This is a genomic window from Streptomyces sp. NPDC054842, from assembly GCF_053611025.1.
Window position 1 is genome coordinate 13,367 of the sequence record NZ_JBSGZN010000037.1, and the last position, 18,032, is coordinate 31,398.

17 protein-coding genes are annotated in these 18,032 nt (G+C 72.2%); 8 read left to right on the forward strand and 9 right to left on the reverse strand.

Annotated elements, in window-relative coordinates:
• Positions 1–11: 11 nt before the first annotated feature.
• Entirely contained in the window at positions 12–461 is a 450-nt protein-coding gene (locus ACWGIS_RS25995; RefSeq protein WP_453364852.1) for a sec-independent translocase, read from the forward strand.
• A gap of 263 nt (positions 462–724) precedes the next feature.
• Positions 725–1,381, forward strand: coding sequence for a hypothetical protein (locus ACWGIS_RS26000; RefSeq protein WP_355794436.1), 657 nt, complete (start codon positions 725–727; stop codon positions 1,379–1,381).
• Positions 1,382–1,479: 98 nt separating this feature from the next.
• Here ACWGIS_RS26000 and ACWGIS_RS26005 read toward each other — a convergent pair whose 3' ends face one another.
• From ACWGIS_RS26005 to ACWGIS_RS26015, 3 genes are read right to left on the reverse strand one after another with little or no spacing between them, the layout of a single operon-like run.
• Entirely contained in the window at positions 1,480–2,613 is a 1,134-nt protein-coding gene (locus tag ACWGIS_RS26005) for an Mrp/NBP35 family ATP-binding protein (RefSeq protein ID WP_453364853.1), read from the reverse strand.
• Between the two features lie 44 nt (positions 2,614–2,657).
• Complete coding sequence (locus ACWGIS_RS26010; protein ID WP_453364854.1) at positions 2,658–3,239, reverse strand: DUF1003 domain-containing protein; 582 nt, start codon at positions 3,237–3,239, stop codon at positions 2,658–2,660.
• On the reverse strand, positions 3,229–4,527 hold the full coding sequence (locus tag ACWGIS_RS26015) for a magnesium transporter MgtE N-terminal domain-containing protein (protein ID WP_453364855.1): 1,299 nt from the start codon (positions 4,525–4,527) through the stop codon (positions 3,229–3,231). Before ACWGIS_RS26015 ends, ACWGIS_RS26010 begins: the two co-directional genes overlap by 11 nt.
• 188 nt (positions 4,528–4,715) lie before the next feature.
• Between ACWGIS_RS26015 and ACWGIS_RS26020 the strand changes: the two genes are divergently transcribed.
• Positions 4,716–5,474 carry a hypothetical protein gene (locus ACWGIS_RS26020; protein ID WP_453364856.1) on the forward strand — a complete coding sequence of 253 codons (759 nt, stop codon included), beginning with the start codon at positions 4,716–4,718 and terminating at the stop codon, positions 5,472–5,474.
• Between the two features lie 74 nt (positions 5,475–5,548).
• On the opposite strand, the gene ACWGIS_RS26025 is transcribed toward ACWGIS_RS26020, so the two are convergent.
• Both ACWGIS_RS26025 and ACWGIS_RS26030 read right to left on the reverse strand, forming a co-directional pair.
• Complete coding sequence (locus tag ACWGIS_RS26025; RefSeq protein WP_453364857.1) at positions 5,549–6,094, reverse strand: hypothetical protein; 546 nt, start codon at positions 6,092–6,094, stop codon at positions 5,549–5,551.
• A 44-nt stretch (positions 6,095–6,138) separates the two neighbouring features.
• Positions 6,139–7,251, reverse strand: a complete 1,113-nt coding sequence (locus ACWGIS_RS26030) for a magnesium and cobalt transport protein CorA (protein WP_453364858.1) — start codon at positions 7,249–7,251, stop codon at positions 6,139–6,141.
• A 540-nt stretch (positions 7,252–7,791) separates the two neighbouring features.
• On the opposite strand from ACWGIS_RS26030, the gene ACWGIS_RS26035 reads away from it, so the two are divergent.
• The gene (locus tag ACWGIS_RS26035) at positions 7,792–8,376 is read left to right on the forward strand and encodes a suppressor of fused domain protein (protein ID WP_453364859.1); all 585 of its coding nucleotides are present in this window, start codon (positions 7,792–7,794) and stop codon (positions 8,374–8,376) included.
• A gap of 51 nt (positions 8,377–8,427) precedes the next feature.
• Here the strand turns inward: ACWGIS_RS26035 and ACWGIS_RS26040 are convergent, their stop codons facing one another.
• Positions 8,428–9,699, reverse strand: a complete 1,272-nt coding sequence (locus ACWGIS_RS26040; RefSeq protein ID WP_453364860.1) for an MFS transporter — start codon at positions 9,697–9,699, stop codon at positions 8,428–8,430.
• Between the two features lie 162 nt (positions 9,700–9,861).
• Between ACWGIS_RS26040 and ACWGIS_RS26045 the strand changes: the two genes are divergently transcribed.
• The 3 genes from ACWGIS_RS26045 to ACWGIS_RS26055 all read left to right on the forward strand — a co-directional run bounded on the left by ACWGIS_RS26045 (position 9,862) and on the right by ACWGIS_RS26055 (position 12,909).
• A complete protein-coding gene (locus tag ACWGIS_RS26045; RefSeq protein WP_453364861.1) occupies positions 9,862–10,509 on the forward strand; it encodes a DUF6758 family protein in 648 nt (215 codons plus the stop codon).
• Positions 10,510–10,888: 379 nt separating this feature from the next.
• The gene (locus tag ACWGIS_RS26050; RefSeq protein WP_453364862.1) at positions 10,889–11,758 is read left to right on the forward strand and encodes a PHP domain-containing protein; all 870 of its coding nucleotides are present in this window, start codon (positions 10,889–10,891) and stop codon (positions 11,756–11,758) included.
• Positions 11,759–12,303: 545 nt separating this feature from the next.
• Complete coding sequence (locus ACWGIS_RS26055) at positions 12,304–12,909, forward strand: MarC family protein (RefSeq protein WP_453364902.1); 606 nt, start codon at positions 12,304–12,306, stop codon at positions 12,907–12,909.
• 134 nt (positions 12,910–13,043) lie between these two features.
• On the opposite strand, the gene ACWGIS_RS26060 is transcribed toward ACWGIS_RS26055, so the two are convergent.
• Positions 13,044–13,196, reverse strand: coding sequence for a hypothetical protein (locus tag ACWGIS_RS26060; protein WP_121405831.1), 153 nt, complete (start codon positions 13,194–13,196; stop codon positions 13,044–13,046).
• Positions 13,197–13,446: 250 nt separating this feature from the next.
• Between ACWGIS_RS26060 and ACWGIS_RS26065 the strand changes: the two genes are divergently transcribed.
• Positions 13,447–14,352: an NYN domain-containing protein gene (locus ACWGIS_RS26065; RefSeq protein WP_453364863.1), complete on the forward strand. Its 906-nt coding sequence runs from the start codon at positions 13,447–13,449 to the stop codon at positions 14,350–14,352.
• A 28-nt stretch (positions 14,353–14,380) separates the two neighbouring features.
• Here the strand turns inward: ACWGIS_RS26065 and ACWGIS_RS26070 are convergent, their stop codons facing one another.
• Positions 14,381–15,316 (reverse strand): alpha/beta fold hydrolase, encoded by a 936-nt coding sequence (locus tag ACWGIS_RS26070; RefSeq protein WP_453364864.1) that lies wholly within the window; start codon positions 15,314–15,316, stop codon positions 14,381–14,383.
• A gap of 437 nt (positions 15,317–15,753) precedes the next feature.
• Complete coding sequence (locus ACWGIS_RS26075; protein WP_453364865.1) at positions 15,754–17,982, reverse strand: DEAD/DEAH box helicase; 2,229 nt, start codon at positions 17,980–17,982, stop codon at positions 15,754–15,756.
• Positions 17,983–18,032: the final 50 nt, after the last annotated feature.

Consider the following 18,032-nt stretch of genomic DNA (forward strand, 5'->3'; position numbering starts at 1 on the left):
AGGAGCTTCAGGTGTTCAATGACATAGGTGCGCTCGAGCTGGTCACGCTCGTCGTCCTCGCCGTGCTCGTGTTCGGCCCGGAGAAGCTCCCGAAGATGATCCAGGACGTCACGCGCACGATCCGCAAGATCCGTGAGTTCTCGGAGAGCGCGAAGCAGGACATCCGCGAGGAGCTCGGCCCCGAGTTCAAGGACTTCGAGTTCGAGGACCTCAACCCCAAGACGTTCCTGCGCAAGCAGCTGGACAACGACGAGCTGGGGCTCAAGGAGATCCGCAACGGCTTCGACCTGAAGAAGGAGATGGCCGAGGTCACGGACGCGGTCCACGGCCGCGAGAGCGACTCCCCGGACCTGCCCGCCGGCACCGCGAACGGCAGCGCCGGCGGCTCCGTCGACATGACGAAGAAGCGCGAGAAGCTCGACGCGGACGAGCGCCCGCCCTTCGACGCCGACGCCACCTGAGCCGTACTCCGGTGTCCCGGGCGGGGTCCCCCGGTCGCGCGTCCGTGCCGCACCCCCTCGGCGTACGTGATATGAGTCATACACGTACGCCCTCGTTCACGGCCTGAACCGGCCGCGCACACGGCTCACGCGCCGGGCGGCTTCCCGGCTGCCCGCAATGGTGTGGCTATGCTGCCCAGTTGTTGTGCGGACCAGGTGTGAGCGAGGACGCCCGCGGGGGGCGGGCCGCTCGGGTCCAACAAGAGCGAGGAGGCGTCCGGGAGATGGAGACGACAAGTCGGGTAGGCGCGCAGGCGCCGGCCGCGGAGGGCGGACAACAGGTCCCCTCCGCCCGGCGCACGGTCGACGGCTACCTGCTCGCGCCCTTCCCGTGGTACGGCCTCGACGAGGCCTTCACGGGTCCGCGCTGGCTGATGCAGGTCGGCACCTCGGCGGACGGTTCCGTCGAGCACGGGTCGATCGGGCACGGCGACGAGCCCACGGTGCGCAGCGAGTCCACCGAGGACAAGGAACGGTTCGCGGTGGTGGTGACCGTCGCCGCGAACCCCGTACGGCGTAGTGCCGACGGCACGGGGATGCTGGAGGCCACCTCGGTGTCCTCCGCCGCCTGGCTCGCCGGGGTGGGCCTGCTCTCGCTGACCTGGCCGGGGCAGATGGACCACACGCTGCGCGACGACTGGCTGGACCAGCAGACCGAGACCGCCTGGGTCCTCGCCGACGACCTGACCGGCTCCGACTGGTCCACGCTGTCGCTCCCCGTGGACGGTGTCCCCACGCCCTTCCACTACCGGGAGTCCGAGTTCGGCTGGGTCCTCGCCGGTTCCACCCAGGAGGGCGTCCACGTGGGCGCGTACGGGCGCGGGATGAGCGCGTACGGGCTCGGCTTCTCGATGATCAAGGACATCGCGGCGTACGCCTAGGCACGGCCGCAGCGACACCGAAGGGGGCGCCGTCATGGACGGCGCCCCCTTCGCGGTGCGTGCCTGCCGGCGTACGGGGCGGGCGGCCCCGTACGGGCCTAGAACTTGTTGCGCGGGGTGATGCCCAGCGACATGCCCGACAGGCCGCGCTGACGGCCGCCCAGCTTGCCCGCGATGGCCCGCAGCGCGGCGCCCGCCGCCGAGTCCGGGTCGGAGAGCACCACCGGCTTGCCCTCGTCGCCGCCCTCGCGCAGCCGGACGTCGATCGGGATGGAGCCGAGGACCGGCACGGTCGCGCCCGTCGTGCGGGTGAGGCCGTCGGCGACGGTCTGGCCGCCGCCGGTGCCGAACACGTCGACCATCTCGCCGCAGTGCGGGCAGGGCAGCCCGGACATGTTCTCGACCACGCCGACGATCTTCTGGTGGGTCTGCACGGCGATGGAGCCGGCCCGCTCCGCGACCTCGGCCGCGGCCTGCTGCGGGGTCGTGACGACGAGGATCTCCGCGTTCGGGACGAGCTGCGCGACCGAGATCGCGATGTCGCCGGTGCCCGGGGGCAGGTCGAGGAGGAGGACGTCCAGGTCGCCCCAGTACACGTCCGCCAGGAACTGCTGGAGGGCGCGGTGCAGCATCGGGCCACGCCAGACGACCGGCGCGTTGCCCGGGGTGAACATGCCGATCGAGATGACCTTCACGCCGTGCGCGGAGGGCGGCATGATCATGTTCTCGACCTGGGTGGGGCGGCCGTCGACGCCCAGCATGCGGGGCACCGAGTGGCCGTAGATGTCGGCGTCCACGACACCGACCTTCAGCCCGTCGGCCGCCATGGCCGCCGCCAGGTTCACCGTCACCGAGGACTTGCCGACGCCGCCCTTGCCGGAGGCGACCGCGTACACCCGGGTCAGCGAGCCGGGCTTGGCGAAGGGGACCTCGCGCTCGGCCTGGCCGCCGCGCAGCGCGCCCGCCAGCTCACGGCGCTGCTCGTCGCTCATCACGTCCAGCGTGACGTCGACGCGGGTGACGCCCTCGACCGCGGCGACCGCCTCGGTCACGTTCTTCGTGATGGTGTCGCGCATCGGGCAGCCGGAGACGGTCAGGTACACCGCGACCGCGACCGCTCCGTCCGCACCGATCTCCACGGACTTGACCATCCCCAGTTCGGTGATGGGTCGCTGGATCTCGGGGTCGTTCACCGTCGCCAGCGCTTCGCGCACCGCGTCTTCCGTAGCCATAGCCACGATGGTACGGCGCCGGACGGGGGAGCCGGAAAGCCCTCTCACCGGTCGTCTACGTCACGTCCCCGCACGTGCTCCGCCGGGAATACGACCCGCCCGTCCCCGTGCCGCTCCTCCAGCTCCTTGACCAGGTCCTGGAGTTCGGACCGGATCCAGTCGCGGGTGGCCACCTCGCCCAGGCCGACGCGCAGCGCCGCGATCTCCCGGGTCAGGTACTCGGTGTCCGCGATCGACCGCTCGTTCTGCTTGCGGTCCTGCTCCAGATTGACCCGGTCGCGGTCGTCCTGGCGGTTCTGCGCGAGCAGGATCAGCGGGGCCGCGTAGGAGGCCTGGAGCGACAGCATCAGCGTCAGGAAGATGAACGGGTACTGGTCGAAGCGCAGGTCGCGGGGCGCGGCGATGTTCCACACCACCCACACCACGACGACCGCGGTCATCCAGACGATGAACCGCCCGGTGCCGAGGAACCGCGCGATCCGCTCCGAGAGCCGCCCGAACGCCTCCGGGTCCCACTCGGGCAGCAGCCTGCGCCGCCGCGGCAGCGGCTGGTCGAGCCGGGTGCGCGGCCGGGGGGCCGCGGCCGTCCCGGCGGGCGTCCGCTCGCGGTCGCGTTCAGGAGCCATGCGCGGCCCCCGTGCCCTCGGCGGCCGGCTCCTCGTCGAGGTGGAACTCCGTCTCGCGCCAGTCGTCGGGCAGCATGTGGTCCAGTACGTCGTCCACGGTCACCGCGCCCAGCAGCGAGCCGCTCTCGTCGACCACGGGCGCCGCGACCATGTCGTACGTCGCGAAGAAGCCGGCCACCACGGGCAGCTCCGCGCCCGGCGCCAGCGGCTGGAGGTCGTCGTCGACGAGCGAGCCGACCAGGGTGTACGGCGGGTCGCGCAGCAGCCGCTGGAAGTGCACCGTGCCGAGGTACTTCCCGGTCGGCGTCTCGTCCGGCGGGCGGCACACGTACACCTGGGCGGCGAGCGCGGGGGAGAGGTCGGCGTTGCGGACCCGGGCGAGCGCGTCGGCGACGGTCGCGTCCGGGCGCAGCACGATCGGCTCGGTGGTCATCAGACCGCCCGCCGTGCGGTCCTCGTACGCCATCAGCCGCCGCACGTCCGCCGCCTCGTCCGGGCGCATCAGCGCGAGCAGCCGCTCCTTGTCCGCCTCGGGCAGCTCGCCCAGCAGGTCGGCCGCGTCGTCCGGGTCCATCGCCTCCAGGACGTCGGCCGCGCGCTCCTCCTTGAGCTTGCCGAGGATCTCGATCTGGTCGTCCTCCGGGAGCTCTTCGAGGACGTCGGCGAGGCGGTCGTCGTCCAGGGCGGCGGCCACCTCGGCGCGCCGTTTCGGCGACAGGTGGTGCAGGACGTTCGCGAGGTCGGCGGGGCGCAGCTGCTCGAAGGTGGCGAGGAGGCTCTCGGCGCCCTGTCCGTGCTCCTCCAGGGAGAAGCCGGTGACGGCGGACCACTCGACGGTCAGCGTCTCGCCCTTGGCCCGCCGGAAGGTCCCGCTCTTGCCCTTGCGCACGAAGACCCGGTCGATCTCCCAGTCCCGGCGCGCGGGCAGTTGCTGCACCGACACGTCCAGGACGGTCACCTCCTCGCCGCTCTCGGCGAGCCGGACCCGCCGGTCGAGCAGCTCCCCGAACACGAGCCGTTCGGTCGGCCGCTGTTCGAAGCGGCGCACGTTGAGCACCCCGGTGGTGATCACCTGGCCGGACTCGATGCCGGTGACCCGGGTCATCGGCAGGAAGATGCGGCGGCGCGTGGACAGTTCGACCACCAGGCCCAGCAGCCGGGGCGGGCGCCGGCCGACGCGCAGCATGGCGACCAGGTCGCGCACGCGGCCCACCTGATCGCCGTTCGGGTCGAAGACGGCGGTGCCGGAGAGGTGCGAGACGAAGATCCTCGGGGCGCCTGCCGCCATACCGGGGACCTCCTTCTCTTACGGGACGTCATGTCGTGCGATGTCCGCTCGGATGGGGTTCAGGCTAGCCCGTCCCGGTCGGATACGCCCTGGTGGGCGGTGCGGACGGACTGCCTCCGAAGGGCTTGCCCGGCCCCGGTACGCTGCCGTTGCCGTTGAGGACCCCCGCACGAGAGGCAGCGCCACCTGTGACTGCAATTCCCCAGGGCCGCACCCGCAGCGCCGTACTGCTGAGCGCGGTCTGCGCACTGGTCGTGACGGGGACGGGGCTGACGGGGTGCAGCAGCGAGGACCCCGACGCGGGCACGAACGGGGTGGGCAAGCTGTCCGCCGCCAAGATCCAGAGCAGGACGCGGTCGGCGGCGGACGCGGCGGAGGCGGTACGGCTCTCGGGAACCGTGGTGACCAACGGGCGCACCTACCGGCTCGACATGCGCCTCAAGGGCGACGGCGGCACGGGGTCGGTCACCTCCAAGGGGGCGACGTTCCGGCTGCTGCGGGTGGGGGAGCACCTCTTCCTGAAGGCCGACGCGGAGTTCTGGAGCCACCAGGACGGTTCGGCCGACGACGCCGGATCCGACGCCGAGGCCGCCGACAAGCTGGAGGGCATGTACGTGAAGGTCCCGACCGGGGATCCCGCCTACAAGCGCTTCAGCGGCTTCACCGACAAGGACGTCCTGCTCGACGGGCTGCTCACCCTGCACGGCGCCCTCGCGACGGACGGCCGCCACGAGGTCGACGGCACGCGCACGGTCCGGATCACCGCGGACAAGGGCTCGGGCGGCAGCCTCGACGTCTCGCTGGAGGGGAAGCCGTACCCCCTGCTCCTGGTGCGCGCCGGGGACGCGGGCACCCTGCGGCTCACCGACTGGGGCAAGGACTTCGCCCTGGAGGAGCCGTCGAAGAAGGAGACGGTCGACTACGGGCAGCAGCTGCCCGCCTCGTAACCGTCCCGTGGCTCACCCGGCCGCCCTGGGGCGCGTCCGGCCCAGGAGCGCCCGCGCTTCTGCGGAGAGCGCTCCTAGGAACGCTTGCGCTTCTTGAAGAGGAGGCGCGGCAGCCCTGCGGGGGCCGCCCTGCGCGTGGTCGCGGAGGTCGGGACGGGCCGGGCCGCCAGGGAGCCGTCCGGGAGGGCGCCGGTGGTGCCCTTCGGCTCCAGCCGCAGCACCCGGCACTCGGCCGCCCAGCGCTCGGGCATGGCCTCCCCGTCGTGCGCGTTCAGCCGCTTGCCCTTGAGGTCGGCGACGGCCGCCTCCCACTCCGCGGAGCGGGGCGCCAGCTCCACGACCCTCGCGGACCAGGACACCAGCCGCCCGCCCTTGTCCTTGCTGCGTACGGTGACCACCGCGTCGCCCCCGTCGACCAGCCCCGGCAGCGGCTGCTCGCCGGGCCCGTCGCCGACCAGGCACGCCGCGCCCTCGTGCCAGACGTGCCACAGGGGCCGCGAGGGCGCCGCGTGGCCCTCCCGGTGCTCCGGCGCCGGCACGTCCGCGCCCGTCACCCAGATCAGCCCGGACTTCTTGGTGGCCTCCTCGACGAGGGCCTGGTCGAGCAGCTTCTCCGTCATGGGGGCAAGACTATCCAGCGGCGCCACGCGGCCGGCCGGCCCGCTCAGAGCCAGCCGTTGCGCTTCAGCGTGCGGTGGATGCCCAGGCAGATGACCACGGTGATGCCCATCACCACGGGGTAGCCGAACCGCCAGTGCAGCTCCGGCATGTGCTCGAAGTTCATCCCGTACACCCCGCACACCATCGTCGGCACGGCGATGATGGCCGCCCAGGACGTGATCTTGCGCATGTCCTCGTTCTGCGCGACGGAGGCCTGCGCCAGGTTGGCCTGGAGGATCGAGTTGAGCAGCTCGTCGAAGCCGACGACCTGCTCCTGTACCCGCGCCAAGTGGTCGGCGACGTCGCGGAAGTACTTCTGGATGTCGGGGTCGATGAGCCGCATCGGCCGCTCGCTCAGCAGCTGCATGGGACGCAGCAGCGGCGACACCGCCCGCTTGAACTCCAGTACCTCGCGCTTGAGTTGGTAGATCTGCCCGGCGTCCGTACCGCGCGGCGTGCCCTTGCGGCCCGGCGAGAACACCTCGGTCTCGACCTCGTCGATGTCGTCCTGCACGGCGTCGGCGACCGCGATGTAGCCGTCGACCACGTGGTCCGCGATGGCGTGCAGCACCGCCGAGGGCCCCTTGGCCAGCAGCTCCGGGTCCTCCTGCAACCGGTGGCGCAGCGCCCGCAACGAGCCCTGCCCGCCGTGCCGGACGGTGATGAAGAAGTCCCGCCCGGTGAAGCACATCACCTCGCCGGTCTCCACCACCTCGCTGGTTGCGGTGAGTTGGGTGTGCTCGACGTAGTGGATGGTCTTGAAGACGGTGAAGAGCGTGTCGTCGTACCGCTCCAGCTTGGGCCGCTGGTGGGCCTGCACGGCGTCCTCGACGGCCAGCGGGTGCAGCCCGAACTCGCTGGCGATACCGGCGAATTCGGCCTCCGTGGGCTCGTGCAGGCCGATCCAGACGAAGCCGCCGTCGCGGCGCACCCGGCGCATCGCCGCGTGCGGTGTCAGCTGCTCCGAGGCCTCGACGCGGGCGCCGTCGAGGTAGACGGCGCAGTCGACCACGGCGGAGGGGGTGGCCGGGTCGCGGGTGGCGTCGTACGAGCCACTCTCCTTGCGCAGGGAGGGCCGCGGACGGACCGCCGCTCGGAGGTCACGGATCATCGACATGCCAGGCTCCTTAACAACGGAGGCCGCCGGCGACGGGTGGAACTGCCCGGAATGGGGACGTCCTGACCAGGAATCTCCCGGCCGTGTGCGGCAGGGATGTTTGGCACGTCCACAAAGCGGGGAGCACCGCACCGTCGCGGTGACAGCTTCGCTACTGATGCAGATCAGACGGATCAGTCGGATGGATCAGGCGGAACGAAGTGCTCTTCCGTCGGTGCACCGGACAGACAAAGATGCGAGCGCGAGAGGCGGCAGCAGGCAGAACCAGAGCTACGTCAGCGGCCGGAAGAGCGGGTGGTACTGCACGGTCGACTTCGGTCCATTGCAGCCCCACCTCCTCCGGCCGGTCCCCCGTGGGGGACGATCCATCCCCCGTAGGGGAGTCTCATGCGTCGAGGCTCGAGAGCGACGCTTCTGCGTGCTGCCCCGACCAGCGGCCAAGACTATCAGCGCACCGAACCGTCAAGGCCCCGCTTTGCCCGTTGTTGACCGCGCGGGCCGGGGTGCCCCGGCCGCGAAAACGCCGCCTATGCTCGGCGTATGGCAGATGTTCTTCCCCTGGTCGAGGCCCGGTTGCGCTCCGCTTTCGGTGAGCCGGACGCGCGCGCCGCGGTCACCTTCCTCGGCACCGACCGCATCGAAGTGCTGCGCTTCACAGAGGGCGACATCGTCCGCTACGCGACGCTCGGCATGTCGGCGCAGCCGATGGCGGACCCCACCGCGGTCCTCGCCGACCCGGTCAAGGGCCCGCGCGCCGAGCTGGTCCTGTCGGTGCGCGCCGGGGGCGCCGACACCGACAAGGTGCTCCGCCCGCTCGCCGTGCTGGCCGCATCCCCGCAGGTGGAGGGCCTGGTCGTGGCACCGGGCGCCTCGCTCGACGTGGGGGAACCGCTGTGGCCCGGGGCGCCGTTCACGTCCGTGCTGGTGGCCGAGCCGGGCGGCCTGGTCGAGGACCTTGACCTGGACGCGCCGGCCGACCCCGTCCAGTTCCTGCCGCTGCTGCCGATGACCCCGAACGAGGCCGCCTGGAAGCGCGTGCACGGCGCGGGAGCCCTCCAGGAGCGCTGGCTGAACGGCGGGACGGACCTGCGTGATCCGCTGCGCAGGTCCGTCCCGCTGGACTGATCCGCTCGCTGAGACTCCGTCAGTTCCCGGTCGACGCCCGCTGGGGCGCCGTCAGTTGCCGGTCGCCGTCCGGTCGGCGAAGACCGAGACGCCGTCCTCGGCGGCGTGGCGCGGCTCCAGCTCCTCGGCCTCGTGGGTGAGCGCGCCACGCCGTACGAGGACCACCAGCGCGCCGAGCACCGCCGTGACCGCCGCGACCACGAACGGGATGTGGACGTCGCTCCACTCCTCGATCTTCGGCGCGAAGTAGGGGGCCGCCGCGGCCGCGAACCAGCGCACGAAGTTGTAGCCGGCGCTCGCCACCGGGCGCGGCGCGTCCGAGACGCCGAGGGCCAGCTCCGTGTAGACCGTGTTGTTGACGCCGATGAAGGCACCGGACAGGACCGTGCAGATCACGGCCGTGGCGTGGTTGCCGTAGCCGAGCACGAGCACGTCGGCGGCGAGCAGCACGAGGGAGCCGCCGAGCACCTTCAGCGAACCGAACCGGGCTTGCAGGCGCGGCGCGACGATCACCGAGAAGACGGCGAGCAGCAGGCCCCAGCAGAAGAAGACGGCCCCGGACCGGTAAGGGCTCATGTCCAGCACGAACGGCGTGAAGGCCAGCACCGTGAAGAACGTGTAGTTGTAGAAGAACGCGGAGGCGGCGGCCGAGGCCAGCCCGCCGTGGCCGAGGGCCCTGATCGGGTCCAGCAGCGAGGTCTTGCGCGCGGGCCTCGGCTGCTCCTTCAGGAACACGGTGATGCACAGGAAGCCGACCGCCATCAGGAACGCGGTCCCGAAGAACGGGTAGCGCCAGCTCGCGTCGCCCAGCAGCGCGCCGAGCAGGGGCCCGCACGCCATGCCGAGGCCGAGCGCGGACTCGTACAGCAGGATCGCCGCGGCGCTGCCGCCCGCCGCCGCGCCGACGATGACCGCGAGGGCCGTCGAGACGAAGAGGGCGTTGCCGAGGCCCCAGCCCGCGCGGAAGCCGACCAGTTCGCCCACCGAGCCCGAGGTGCCCGCGAGCCCGGCGAAGACCACGACCAGGGCGAGCCCGGCGAGCAGCGTCTTGCGGCCGCCCACCCGGCTGGAGACGAACCCCGTCACCAGCATGGCGACGGCCGTGATCAGGAAGTACGAGGTGAAGAGCAGCGACACCTGGCCGGCCGTGGCGTCGAGGCCCTTGGCGATGGAGGGCAGGATCGGGTCGACGAGCCCGATGCCCATGAAGGCGACGACCGACGCGCCCGCGGTCGCCCAGACGGCCTTCGGCTGACGCAGGATGCCGCCGGCCCCGGAGTCGAACGGGTCCGCCTGGGCGGGTCCTCCTGTGCTGCTGCTCATGCCTGCTCCTTCGCGGCTCGCGGGGAGATCGTTGACGTATGCACACAATAAGTTAGCGCAGCTAATTAATGCAAGTGCCATCTAGTTGTCCGGGTGACGGGCACACGCCGGACGGGTGATCGTCCTTGACGCGGCGAAGGACGGGGAGGACCGTTGGGGCCTATGAGGGGCGAACCCAGTTGCCCGAAGTGTGGTGGCCGGGTCAGGGCTCCCGGACTCTTCTCCGACTCCTGGCAGTGCGATGTCCACGGGACGGTGCATCCACTGCAGCCCGTGATCCCGCCCAGCGTCGAGGCTCTCAGTGTCGTGGTGCACCGCGCGAAGGTCCCGGTGTGGATGCCGTGGCCCCTGCCCGTCGGCTGGCTGTTCACGGGCGTGGGCTGCGCGGGCGACGACCGCAGCGGCGGCCGCGCGACCGTCGTCGCCTGTTCGGGGCCCGGCCCGCTGGGCGGCATAGGGGAGCTCGTGCTGGTCGCCGAGGAGCTCGGCGTCGGCCTCGGCGCCCGGTACGCGGGCGTCGACGGCCCCGACCCCGGCCCGTACATGAACGTCGGGAAGCCGCCGCAGGCCAAGGTCCTCGCGGCAGGCCGCCCGACCCCGCTCTGGCTCGTCTCCGGCTCCCCGGACGACCGCGCCGTGTTCGCGGGCGAGGCGCTCGGGCTGTGGCTGTGGGCCGTCGTGTGGCCGGAGCAGTCGGGCCTGCTGATGTACGACGAACTCGTGCTGACGGATCTGCGGGACGCGGGCGCCGAGGTGGACCTGCTGCCGTGCGGGGCGCTGTCGCCCCGGATTCTCGAGCCTGACGCGTGAGGCGTCAGCCGTGAGGCGCGAGTGACGCGCTGGGTGTGGGTCTCAGGTGTGGCCGGCGGGCGCGCGGTGTCAGGCGTCGGCTCGGAAGGGTCGGCTCGGAGGGTCAGGCGTCGGAGTCGGCCGGCGGGTGCGTGAGCTGTGAGCCGTAGGGCCGTTGTGGGCTGAGGGGCGTGCGGCGGCGGTCCGAGGAGGCGGGCGGGTGCGTGTGGTCGGGCCTTGCGCAAGCCGTACGTGAGGGCGGTCGGGGCTCGTTTCCGGGCTGCCGGGAGGGCGCTCGCGTAGGGGGTGCTCGGGCGCTGCGGGTGTGACAGGGGAGCGTGGGACTCCCGTTATCCTTGAGCAGTCCCTTCCGTCACCGTCACCGCTTGGAGTCCGCGTCGTGCGCATCGACCTGCACACCCACTCCACCGCCTCCGACGGTACGGACCGGCCGGCCGAGCTGGTCCGCAAGGCCGCGGCCGCCGGACTGGACGTCGTCGGGCTGACCGACCACGACACGACCCGGGGTCACGCGGAGGCGATCGCCGCCCTGCCCGAAGGGCTGACGCTGGTCACCGGCGCCGAACTCTCCTGCCGCCTCGACGGCATCAGCATGCACGTCCTGGCCTACCTCTTCGACCCCGAGGAGCCCGCGTTCCTCGCCGAGCGCGAACTGGTCAGGGACGACCGCGTGCCGCGTGCCCGGGCCATGGTCGCCAAGCTCAGCGAACTGGGCGTCCCGATCAGCTGGGAGCAGGTCGCCCGGATCGCGGGCGACGGTTCGGTCGGCCGGCCCCACGTCGCCTCCGCCCTCGTCGAGCTCGGTGTCGTACCGACCGTGGGAGACGCCTTCACCGGCGAGTGGCTGGCCGACGGCGGCCGGGGCCACGTCCCCAAGCACGAGACCGACCCCTTCGAGGCGATCAGGCTGATCAAGGGCGCGGGCGGGGTCGCCGTCTTCGCGCACCCGGGCGCCGCCAAGCGCGGGCGGACGGTGCCGGACTCCGCCATCGCCGAACTCGCCGCCGCGGGTCTCGACGGCATCGAGGTCGAGCACATGGACCACGAGCCGGCCACCCGGGCGCGGCTGCGCGGGCTGGCGAGCGAGCTGGGGCTGCTCACCCTGGGGTCCTCCGACTACCACGGCAGCCGCAAGAACTGCTCGCTCGGCGAGTACACCACCGACCCCGAGGTCTACGGGGAGATCACCCGGCGGGCCACCGGGGCGTTCCCCGTCCCGGGGGCGGGGGGAAGCCGCCGCCCCCGCTAGGCGAAGGGGTCGCTCGGTCGCCGTGCCGCGGGGTCGCGGGATCGCGGGTCTGAGGAGGCCGGGGCTGCCGGGTGACGTATTCGCCCGGTGGTGGTTCGGCTGGGTCTCGGGGATGCGGGGCGCCGGGGCTGCCGGGCGGTGAGTCCGTTCGGTCGGTCGCGGGTGCGGCCGGGTCTCGGTTGCTGCGGTCCGGGTTCCTTCTCGGTTGCCGGCCGGTCGTGGTCCGGCTGTCTCGATGCGGTCAGGTGCCGGGTGCTGTTGGGGTCCGGCTGCCGCAAAGGCGGTCAGGTGCCGCGAGGCTGCCTCGGTCCGGTCGGTCGCCGGGGGCCGTCTCGAACCCTGCGGTCTCGCGTTGTCGTGGCCGCGGCGCGCGTGCCGCGCTGGTCCGTGACCGTGCCGAGAGCCTGCCGTGCGACGCCGTGCCCCGTACGCGATGCGCCCCCTTCGTTCGCTCCGTCCTGACTTCTGTCTCGGAGGCGTCCGCCCTCGCGGTGCGCCACCTCGTCCTGTTCATCTCGTTCCACCGCACACAGCAAGGCACCACCGTGTTCGACGTCGCCGTCTTCGGCTCGCTCTTCCTGACCCTCTTCGTGATCATGGATCCCCCCGGGATCACGCCGATCTTCCTCGCGCTCACCGCCGGACGCCCCGGCAAGGTGCAGAAGCGGATGGCCTTCCAGGCCGTCTGCGTGGCCGGGGGTGTCATCGCCGTGTTCGGCCTGCTCGGGCACCAGATCCTGAACTACCTGCACGTGTCCGTACCCGCGCTGATGATCGCGGGCGGACTGCTCCTGCTGCTCATCGCCCTCGACCTGCTGACCGGCAAGACCGACGAGCCCAAGCAGACGAAGGACGTCAACGTCGCCCTCGTACCGCTCGGCATGCCGCTGCTGGCCGGTCCCGGTGCGATCGTGTCCGTGATCCTCGCCGTCCAGAAGGCGGACAGCGCGTCCACCCAGCTGTCCGTGTGGTCCGCGATCCTCGCCATCCACGTCGTGCTGTGGCTCGTCATGCGGTACTCGCTGCTGATCATCCGCGTCATCAAGGACGGCGGTGTCGTGCTGGTGACCCGCCTCGCGGGGATGATGCTCTCCGCCATCGCCGTCCAGCAGATCATCAACGGGGTCACGCAGGTGATCCAGGGCGCCTGAGCCGGCGGCCCGGCGATGCGGTGGCGCGGTGGCGCCGTGACCTGGCAACGCACAAAGCCCCCGTACGGCGTGTGCCGTACGGGGGCTCCGAAGTCTGCGAAGCGCTCGCGGGTTACGTGGAAAACACCCGCGTGTTACGAGGCAGTCGAGTCGGCCGGGCGGATCCAGAGGCGCTGCCCGATGGCGGCTGCCTGCTGAACGATCCGGTTGACGGAGGCGGCGTCCACGACGGTCGTGTCCACGGGGGTGCCGTCGACATCGTCGAGTCGCATGATTTCGAAGCGCATGGGCTTCTCCCTTCGTCTGGTCATCCTCCTGAGGAGAACTACTGAGGTGTGAGGCGTGAGGCTTGGGTGCCCCATCGCTACGTACGGATTCAACGGGATGCGTGTTACAAACATTCCCTACGCTAAGGAAAACTTTCGAGAACCTAATTACTGACGCGTAAACAGTCTGCCGCGGGCGGCTGCCGGGGGCCCGGCGGGCGGTGCGGGACCGGCCGGGAGCAGTTGTGTTCGCAGCGTGACCGCCGGGACAATGGACGCAATGAACGACGACCTCGCGGCGCTCGGCGGCCGCATCGACCGTACGAACGAGCTGCTCCAGCGCATGCTCGCCGAGGTGGCGAAGACGCCCTCGACCCACGCCATCTTCGTCGACGCCGGTTACCTGTACGCCGCCGCCGGACGGCTCGTCGCCGGAACCGAGGACCGCCGGGCCTTCGACCTCGACGCCGAGGGACTCATCGAGGCGCTCATCGACCGGGCCCGCACGATCTTCGCCGACAGCCGACTGCTGCGCGTCTACTGGTACGACGGCGCCCGGCGCCGGATCCACACCGCCGAGCAGCAGTCGATCGCCGAACTGCCCGACGTCAAGGTCCGCCTGGGCAACCTCAACGCCAACAACCAGCAGAAGGGCGTCGACTCGATCATCCGCAGCGACCTGGAGTCACTCGCCCGGCACCGTGCCATCAGCGACGCCGCGCTGCTCGGCGGCGACGAGGACCTCGTGTCGGCCGTCGAGGCGGCCCAGGGCTACGGGGCGCGCGTCCACCTCTGGGGGATCGAGGCGCCCGAAGGCCGCAACCAGGCCGAGCCGCTGCTCTGGGAGGTCGACAGCCAGCGGACGTTCGACCTCGACTTCTTCAAGCCGTACGTGTCCCGGCGGACCGCCGCCACGTACGACGCCGCCGGGACGGCCCGGCCCGCCCGGGACGACGTGCGCTTCGTGGGTGCGCAGATCGCCGCCAAGTGGCTGGCGGCGCGGGGGCGGGAGGCGCTGGTCGAGCTGCTCCCCGGGCATCCGTACCTGCCCGGGTCCGTCGACCAGGACCTGCTCGTCGAGGCCGAGGGGATGCTCCAGTACTCCCTGCGCGGGCAGGCCGATCTGCGGCGGTCCCTCCGGGACGGCTTCTGGGCGCATCTGCAGTCGCAGTACTAGGTCCCGTCGTCCGGGTGGGTGGACGCGTCTAGGCCGGGGGACAGTCGTCCCAGAAACGAGCCAGGGCCTCTGCCGTGTCCTGCGGCCGGTCCGTGTTCGGGGAGTGCTCCGCCCCTCGTACGACGGTCCGCCGGGCGCCCAGCCGTACCGCCATGTCGTCCAGCAGGGGCACCGGCCAGGCGTCGTCGCGGTCGCCGGAGATCACGTGCACCGGAAGCGGTGCGGCGGCCAGTTCGGCGACGCGGTCCGGTTCCGTGCACAGTTGCCGGCCCGTCGCGATGAGCTGGGCGGGGCTGTTGGCCAGCCAGCGGCGGCGCAGGTCGTCGCGGTCGTCCAGACCGGCGTCGAGGTCACCCGAATCGAGGTCGTTCGTGGCGGGGTCGTTCGTGGCGGCGGCGCGCGTGGCCGGGTCGTACGTCTCCGGGGGTTCCGGGGGTTCCATGGCCTGGATGGCTTCCCAGACGTCGGCCATGGTCATCACCGCGAGGGCGTCGCGCAGCAGCTTCACGCGCTGCTGCTGCGGTACGGAGACCTGGGCGGGGCCCGACGACATGAGGGTGAGCGACCTGAACCGGGCCGGGTCCAGCAGGACCGCGGCGCGGGCGATCTGTCCGCCGAGGGAGTGGCCCACGAGGTGGACCGGGGTGTCGAGGGCCGCCGCCTGGGCCAGCACGTCGCGGGCCAACTCGCCCTGCGCGTAGGGGGTTTCGTCGTCCGGGGGGCCGGGTGTCTCGTACTGGCCGCGTCCGTCCACGGCGACGGTGCGGTAGCCGGCGGCGGCGAGAGGCTCGTGCAGGGCGATGAAGTCCTCCTTGCTGCCGGTGAATCCCGGGAGCAGCAGGGCGGTTCCTCTCGGCGGGGCCGCCGTCGGGGCGGCGTCGAGCACGGCGAAGTCGCCGCGCGTGGTCGCGAGACGGTACGCCCGGACACCGGGCGGCGGGACGAAGCTGGGCGGCCTGCTCATGCCCCGAGGCTATCCGGGACGCACGCCTGCCGGTGCGGGGCGGGGTCCTTCGGTGGGCGTCGGGGCGCTGCCCGCCGGGGGGTGGGTCGGGGCCGTGCCGGTACATCCGGCCGTCGGTAGTTGTCGCCGGCCCTCGTCACCAGGCTCGGTTGCGTACGTCCCGTACCCGACGGCCATCTGATGTACCGGCACGGCCCCTTCGGCCGGGTCGCGGCTGCGGGTGGTGGGTGGCTGAGGCGCGGGCTGGTGTCTCGGCTGCGGGTGGGCGTTTCGCTCGGGGTGATGAGCGTAGTAGGTGGCAGGCCGAGGTCGGCGGCGGCGCCGCTGCCTCAACTGGGCCTGGGAATAACCGACTTGCAGCCGTGGTCGTGCGGCTCTGGTCCCGGAATGCCGAATGGCCCGGTCCCTTGGGAGGGGCCGGGCCATTCGAGGTGGGATCAGCTGTCCGCGGACTCCGTGGTCGCGACGGCCTTGCGGGCGCGGCGGCGGGGCTTGGCCTCGGGCTCGTCGGCCGTCTGCGCCGGGATCTCGGCGTCGGCGGTGGCGACCGCGGCCTTGCGCGGACGGCGCTTCGGCTGCGGCTCCCCGGCGGTCTCGGCGACCGCCGCCGTCGCGGCCTTGGCACGGCTGCGGCGCGGCTTGGCCTCCGCGGCCTCGGTGGCGGCCTCGGCCGTGGCGTCCGCCGTCGTGGCGACGGCCTTGCGGGTGCGACGCGGCTTCGCGGGGGCCTCGGCGGCGCCCTCGGCCGTGTCGACCGCGGTCTCCGCGGCCTTCCGGGTGCGGCGGCTCGGCTTGGCCTCGGGCTCGTCGGCCGTCTGCGCCGGGATCTCGGCGTCGACGGTCGCGACCGCGGCCTTGCGGGTACGGCGCTTCGGCTTGGCCTCGGCGGCCTCCGCCGTGTCCACGGCGGTCTCGGCGGCCTCCGTCACCGTCGCGGCCTTGGCGCGGCTGCGGCGCGGCTTCGTGGGGGCCTCCGTGCCGGCCTCGGCCGTGTCGACCACGGCTTCGGCGGCCTTGCGGGTGCGGCGGCGCGGCTTGGTCTCGGTCTCAGTGGTCTCCGGGACCTCGGTGACCTGGGCGACCTCGGCGGCGGGCGCCTCGGCGGCCGGCGTCTCCGCGGTCCTGCGGGTGCGGCGACGGCGCGGCTTCTCCTCCGTGCCCTCGACCGTGTCGACCACGGCCTCGGCCGACGGCTGCTCGGCGACGGCCTCGGTCACCGCGGCGACCGGCTCCGAGGCGCCTCCGTTGCGGGTGCGGCGACGACGGCGCGGGGTGCGCGGCTCGGTGGCCTCCGCGGTCCCGGCGGACTCGACGGGCGTCACCGGGGCGGACGCGGACGTCTCCTCCAGCGGCGCTCCGTTGCGCGTACGACGGCGGCGGCGGGGCGTGCGCGCCGGGCGCTCACGCTCGCTGTCGCGCTCCGCGACCGGCGCTGCGGAACGTCCACCGCGGGGGGCGCGCTGACCGCGGCCACCCGTCTCGCCCAGGTCCTCGACCGCCTCGGCGGAGAGACCCGCGCGGGTGCGCTCGGAGCGCGGCAGGACACCCTTGGTGCCGGCCGGGATGTTCAGCTCCTCGAACAGGTGCGGGGACGTGGAGTACGTCTCCGGCGGGTCCGGGAAGCCGAGGTCCAGCGCCTTGTTGATGAGCTGCCAGCGCGGGATGTCGTCCCAGTCGACGAGCGTGACCGCGATGCCCTTGGCGCCCGCGCGGCCCGTACGGCCGATGCGGTGCAGGTAGGTCTTCTCGTCCTCGGGGGACTGGTAGTTGATGACGTGCGTGACGCCTTCGACGTCGATGCCGCGGGCGGCGACGTCGGTGCAGACGAGGACGTCCACCTTGCCGTTGCGGAAGGCGCGCAGCGCCTGCTCGCGGGCGCCCTGGCCGAGGTCGCCGTGGACCGCGCCGGACGCGAAACCGCGCTGCTGGAGCTGGTCGGCGAGGTCGGCCGCCGTCCGCTTGGTGCGGCAGAAGACCATCGCGAGACCGCGGCCGTCGGCCTGCAGTATGCGCGAGACGATCTCCGGCTTGTCCATGTTGTGCGCGCGGTAGATGTGCTGCGCGGTGTTGCGCACCGTCGCGCCCTCGTCGTCCGGCGAGGTGGCGCTGATGTGCGTGGGCTGCGACATGTAGCGGCGGGCCAGGCCGATGACGGCGCCCGGCATCGTGGCCGAGAACAGCATCGTCTGACGGCGGGCCGGCAGCATGTTGATGATCTTCTCGACGTCGGGCAGGAAGCCCAGGTCGAGCATCTCGTCGGCCTCGTCGAGGACGAGCGACTTGATGTGCTTCAGGTTCAGCTTCTTCTGGCCCGCGAGGTCCAGCAGGCGGCCCGGGGTGCCGACGACCACGTCGACGCCCTTCTTGAGGGCCTCGACCTGGGGCTCGTAGGCACGGCCGCCGTAGATGGCGAGCACGCGCACGTTGCGGACCTTGCCCGCGGTCAGCAGGTCGTTGGTGACCTGGGTGCACAGCTCACGCGTCGGGACGACGACGAGCGCCTGCGGGGCCTCCGTGAGCTGCTCGGGCAGGGCACGGCCCGCCTCGACGTCCGCGGGGACGGTCACGCGCTCCAGAAGGGGGAGGCCGAAGCCCAGCGTCTTGCCGGTGCCGGTCTTGGCCTGGCCGATGACGTCCTTGCCCGTGAGGGCGACCGGGAGCGTCATCTCCTGGATCGGGAAGGGGTTGAGAATGCCGACGGCCTCAAGGGCTTCGG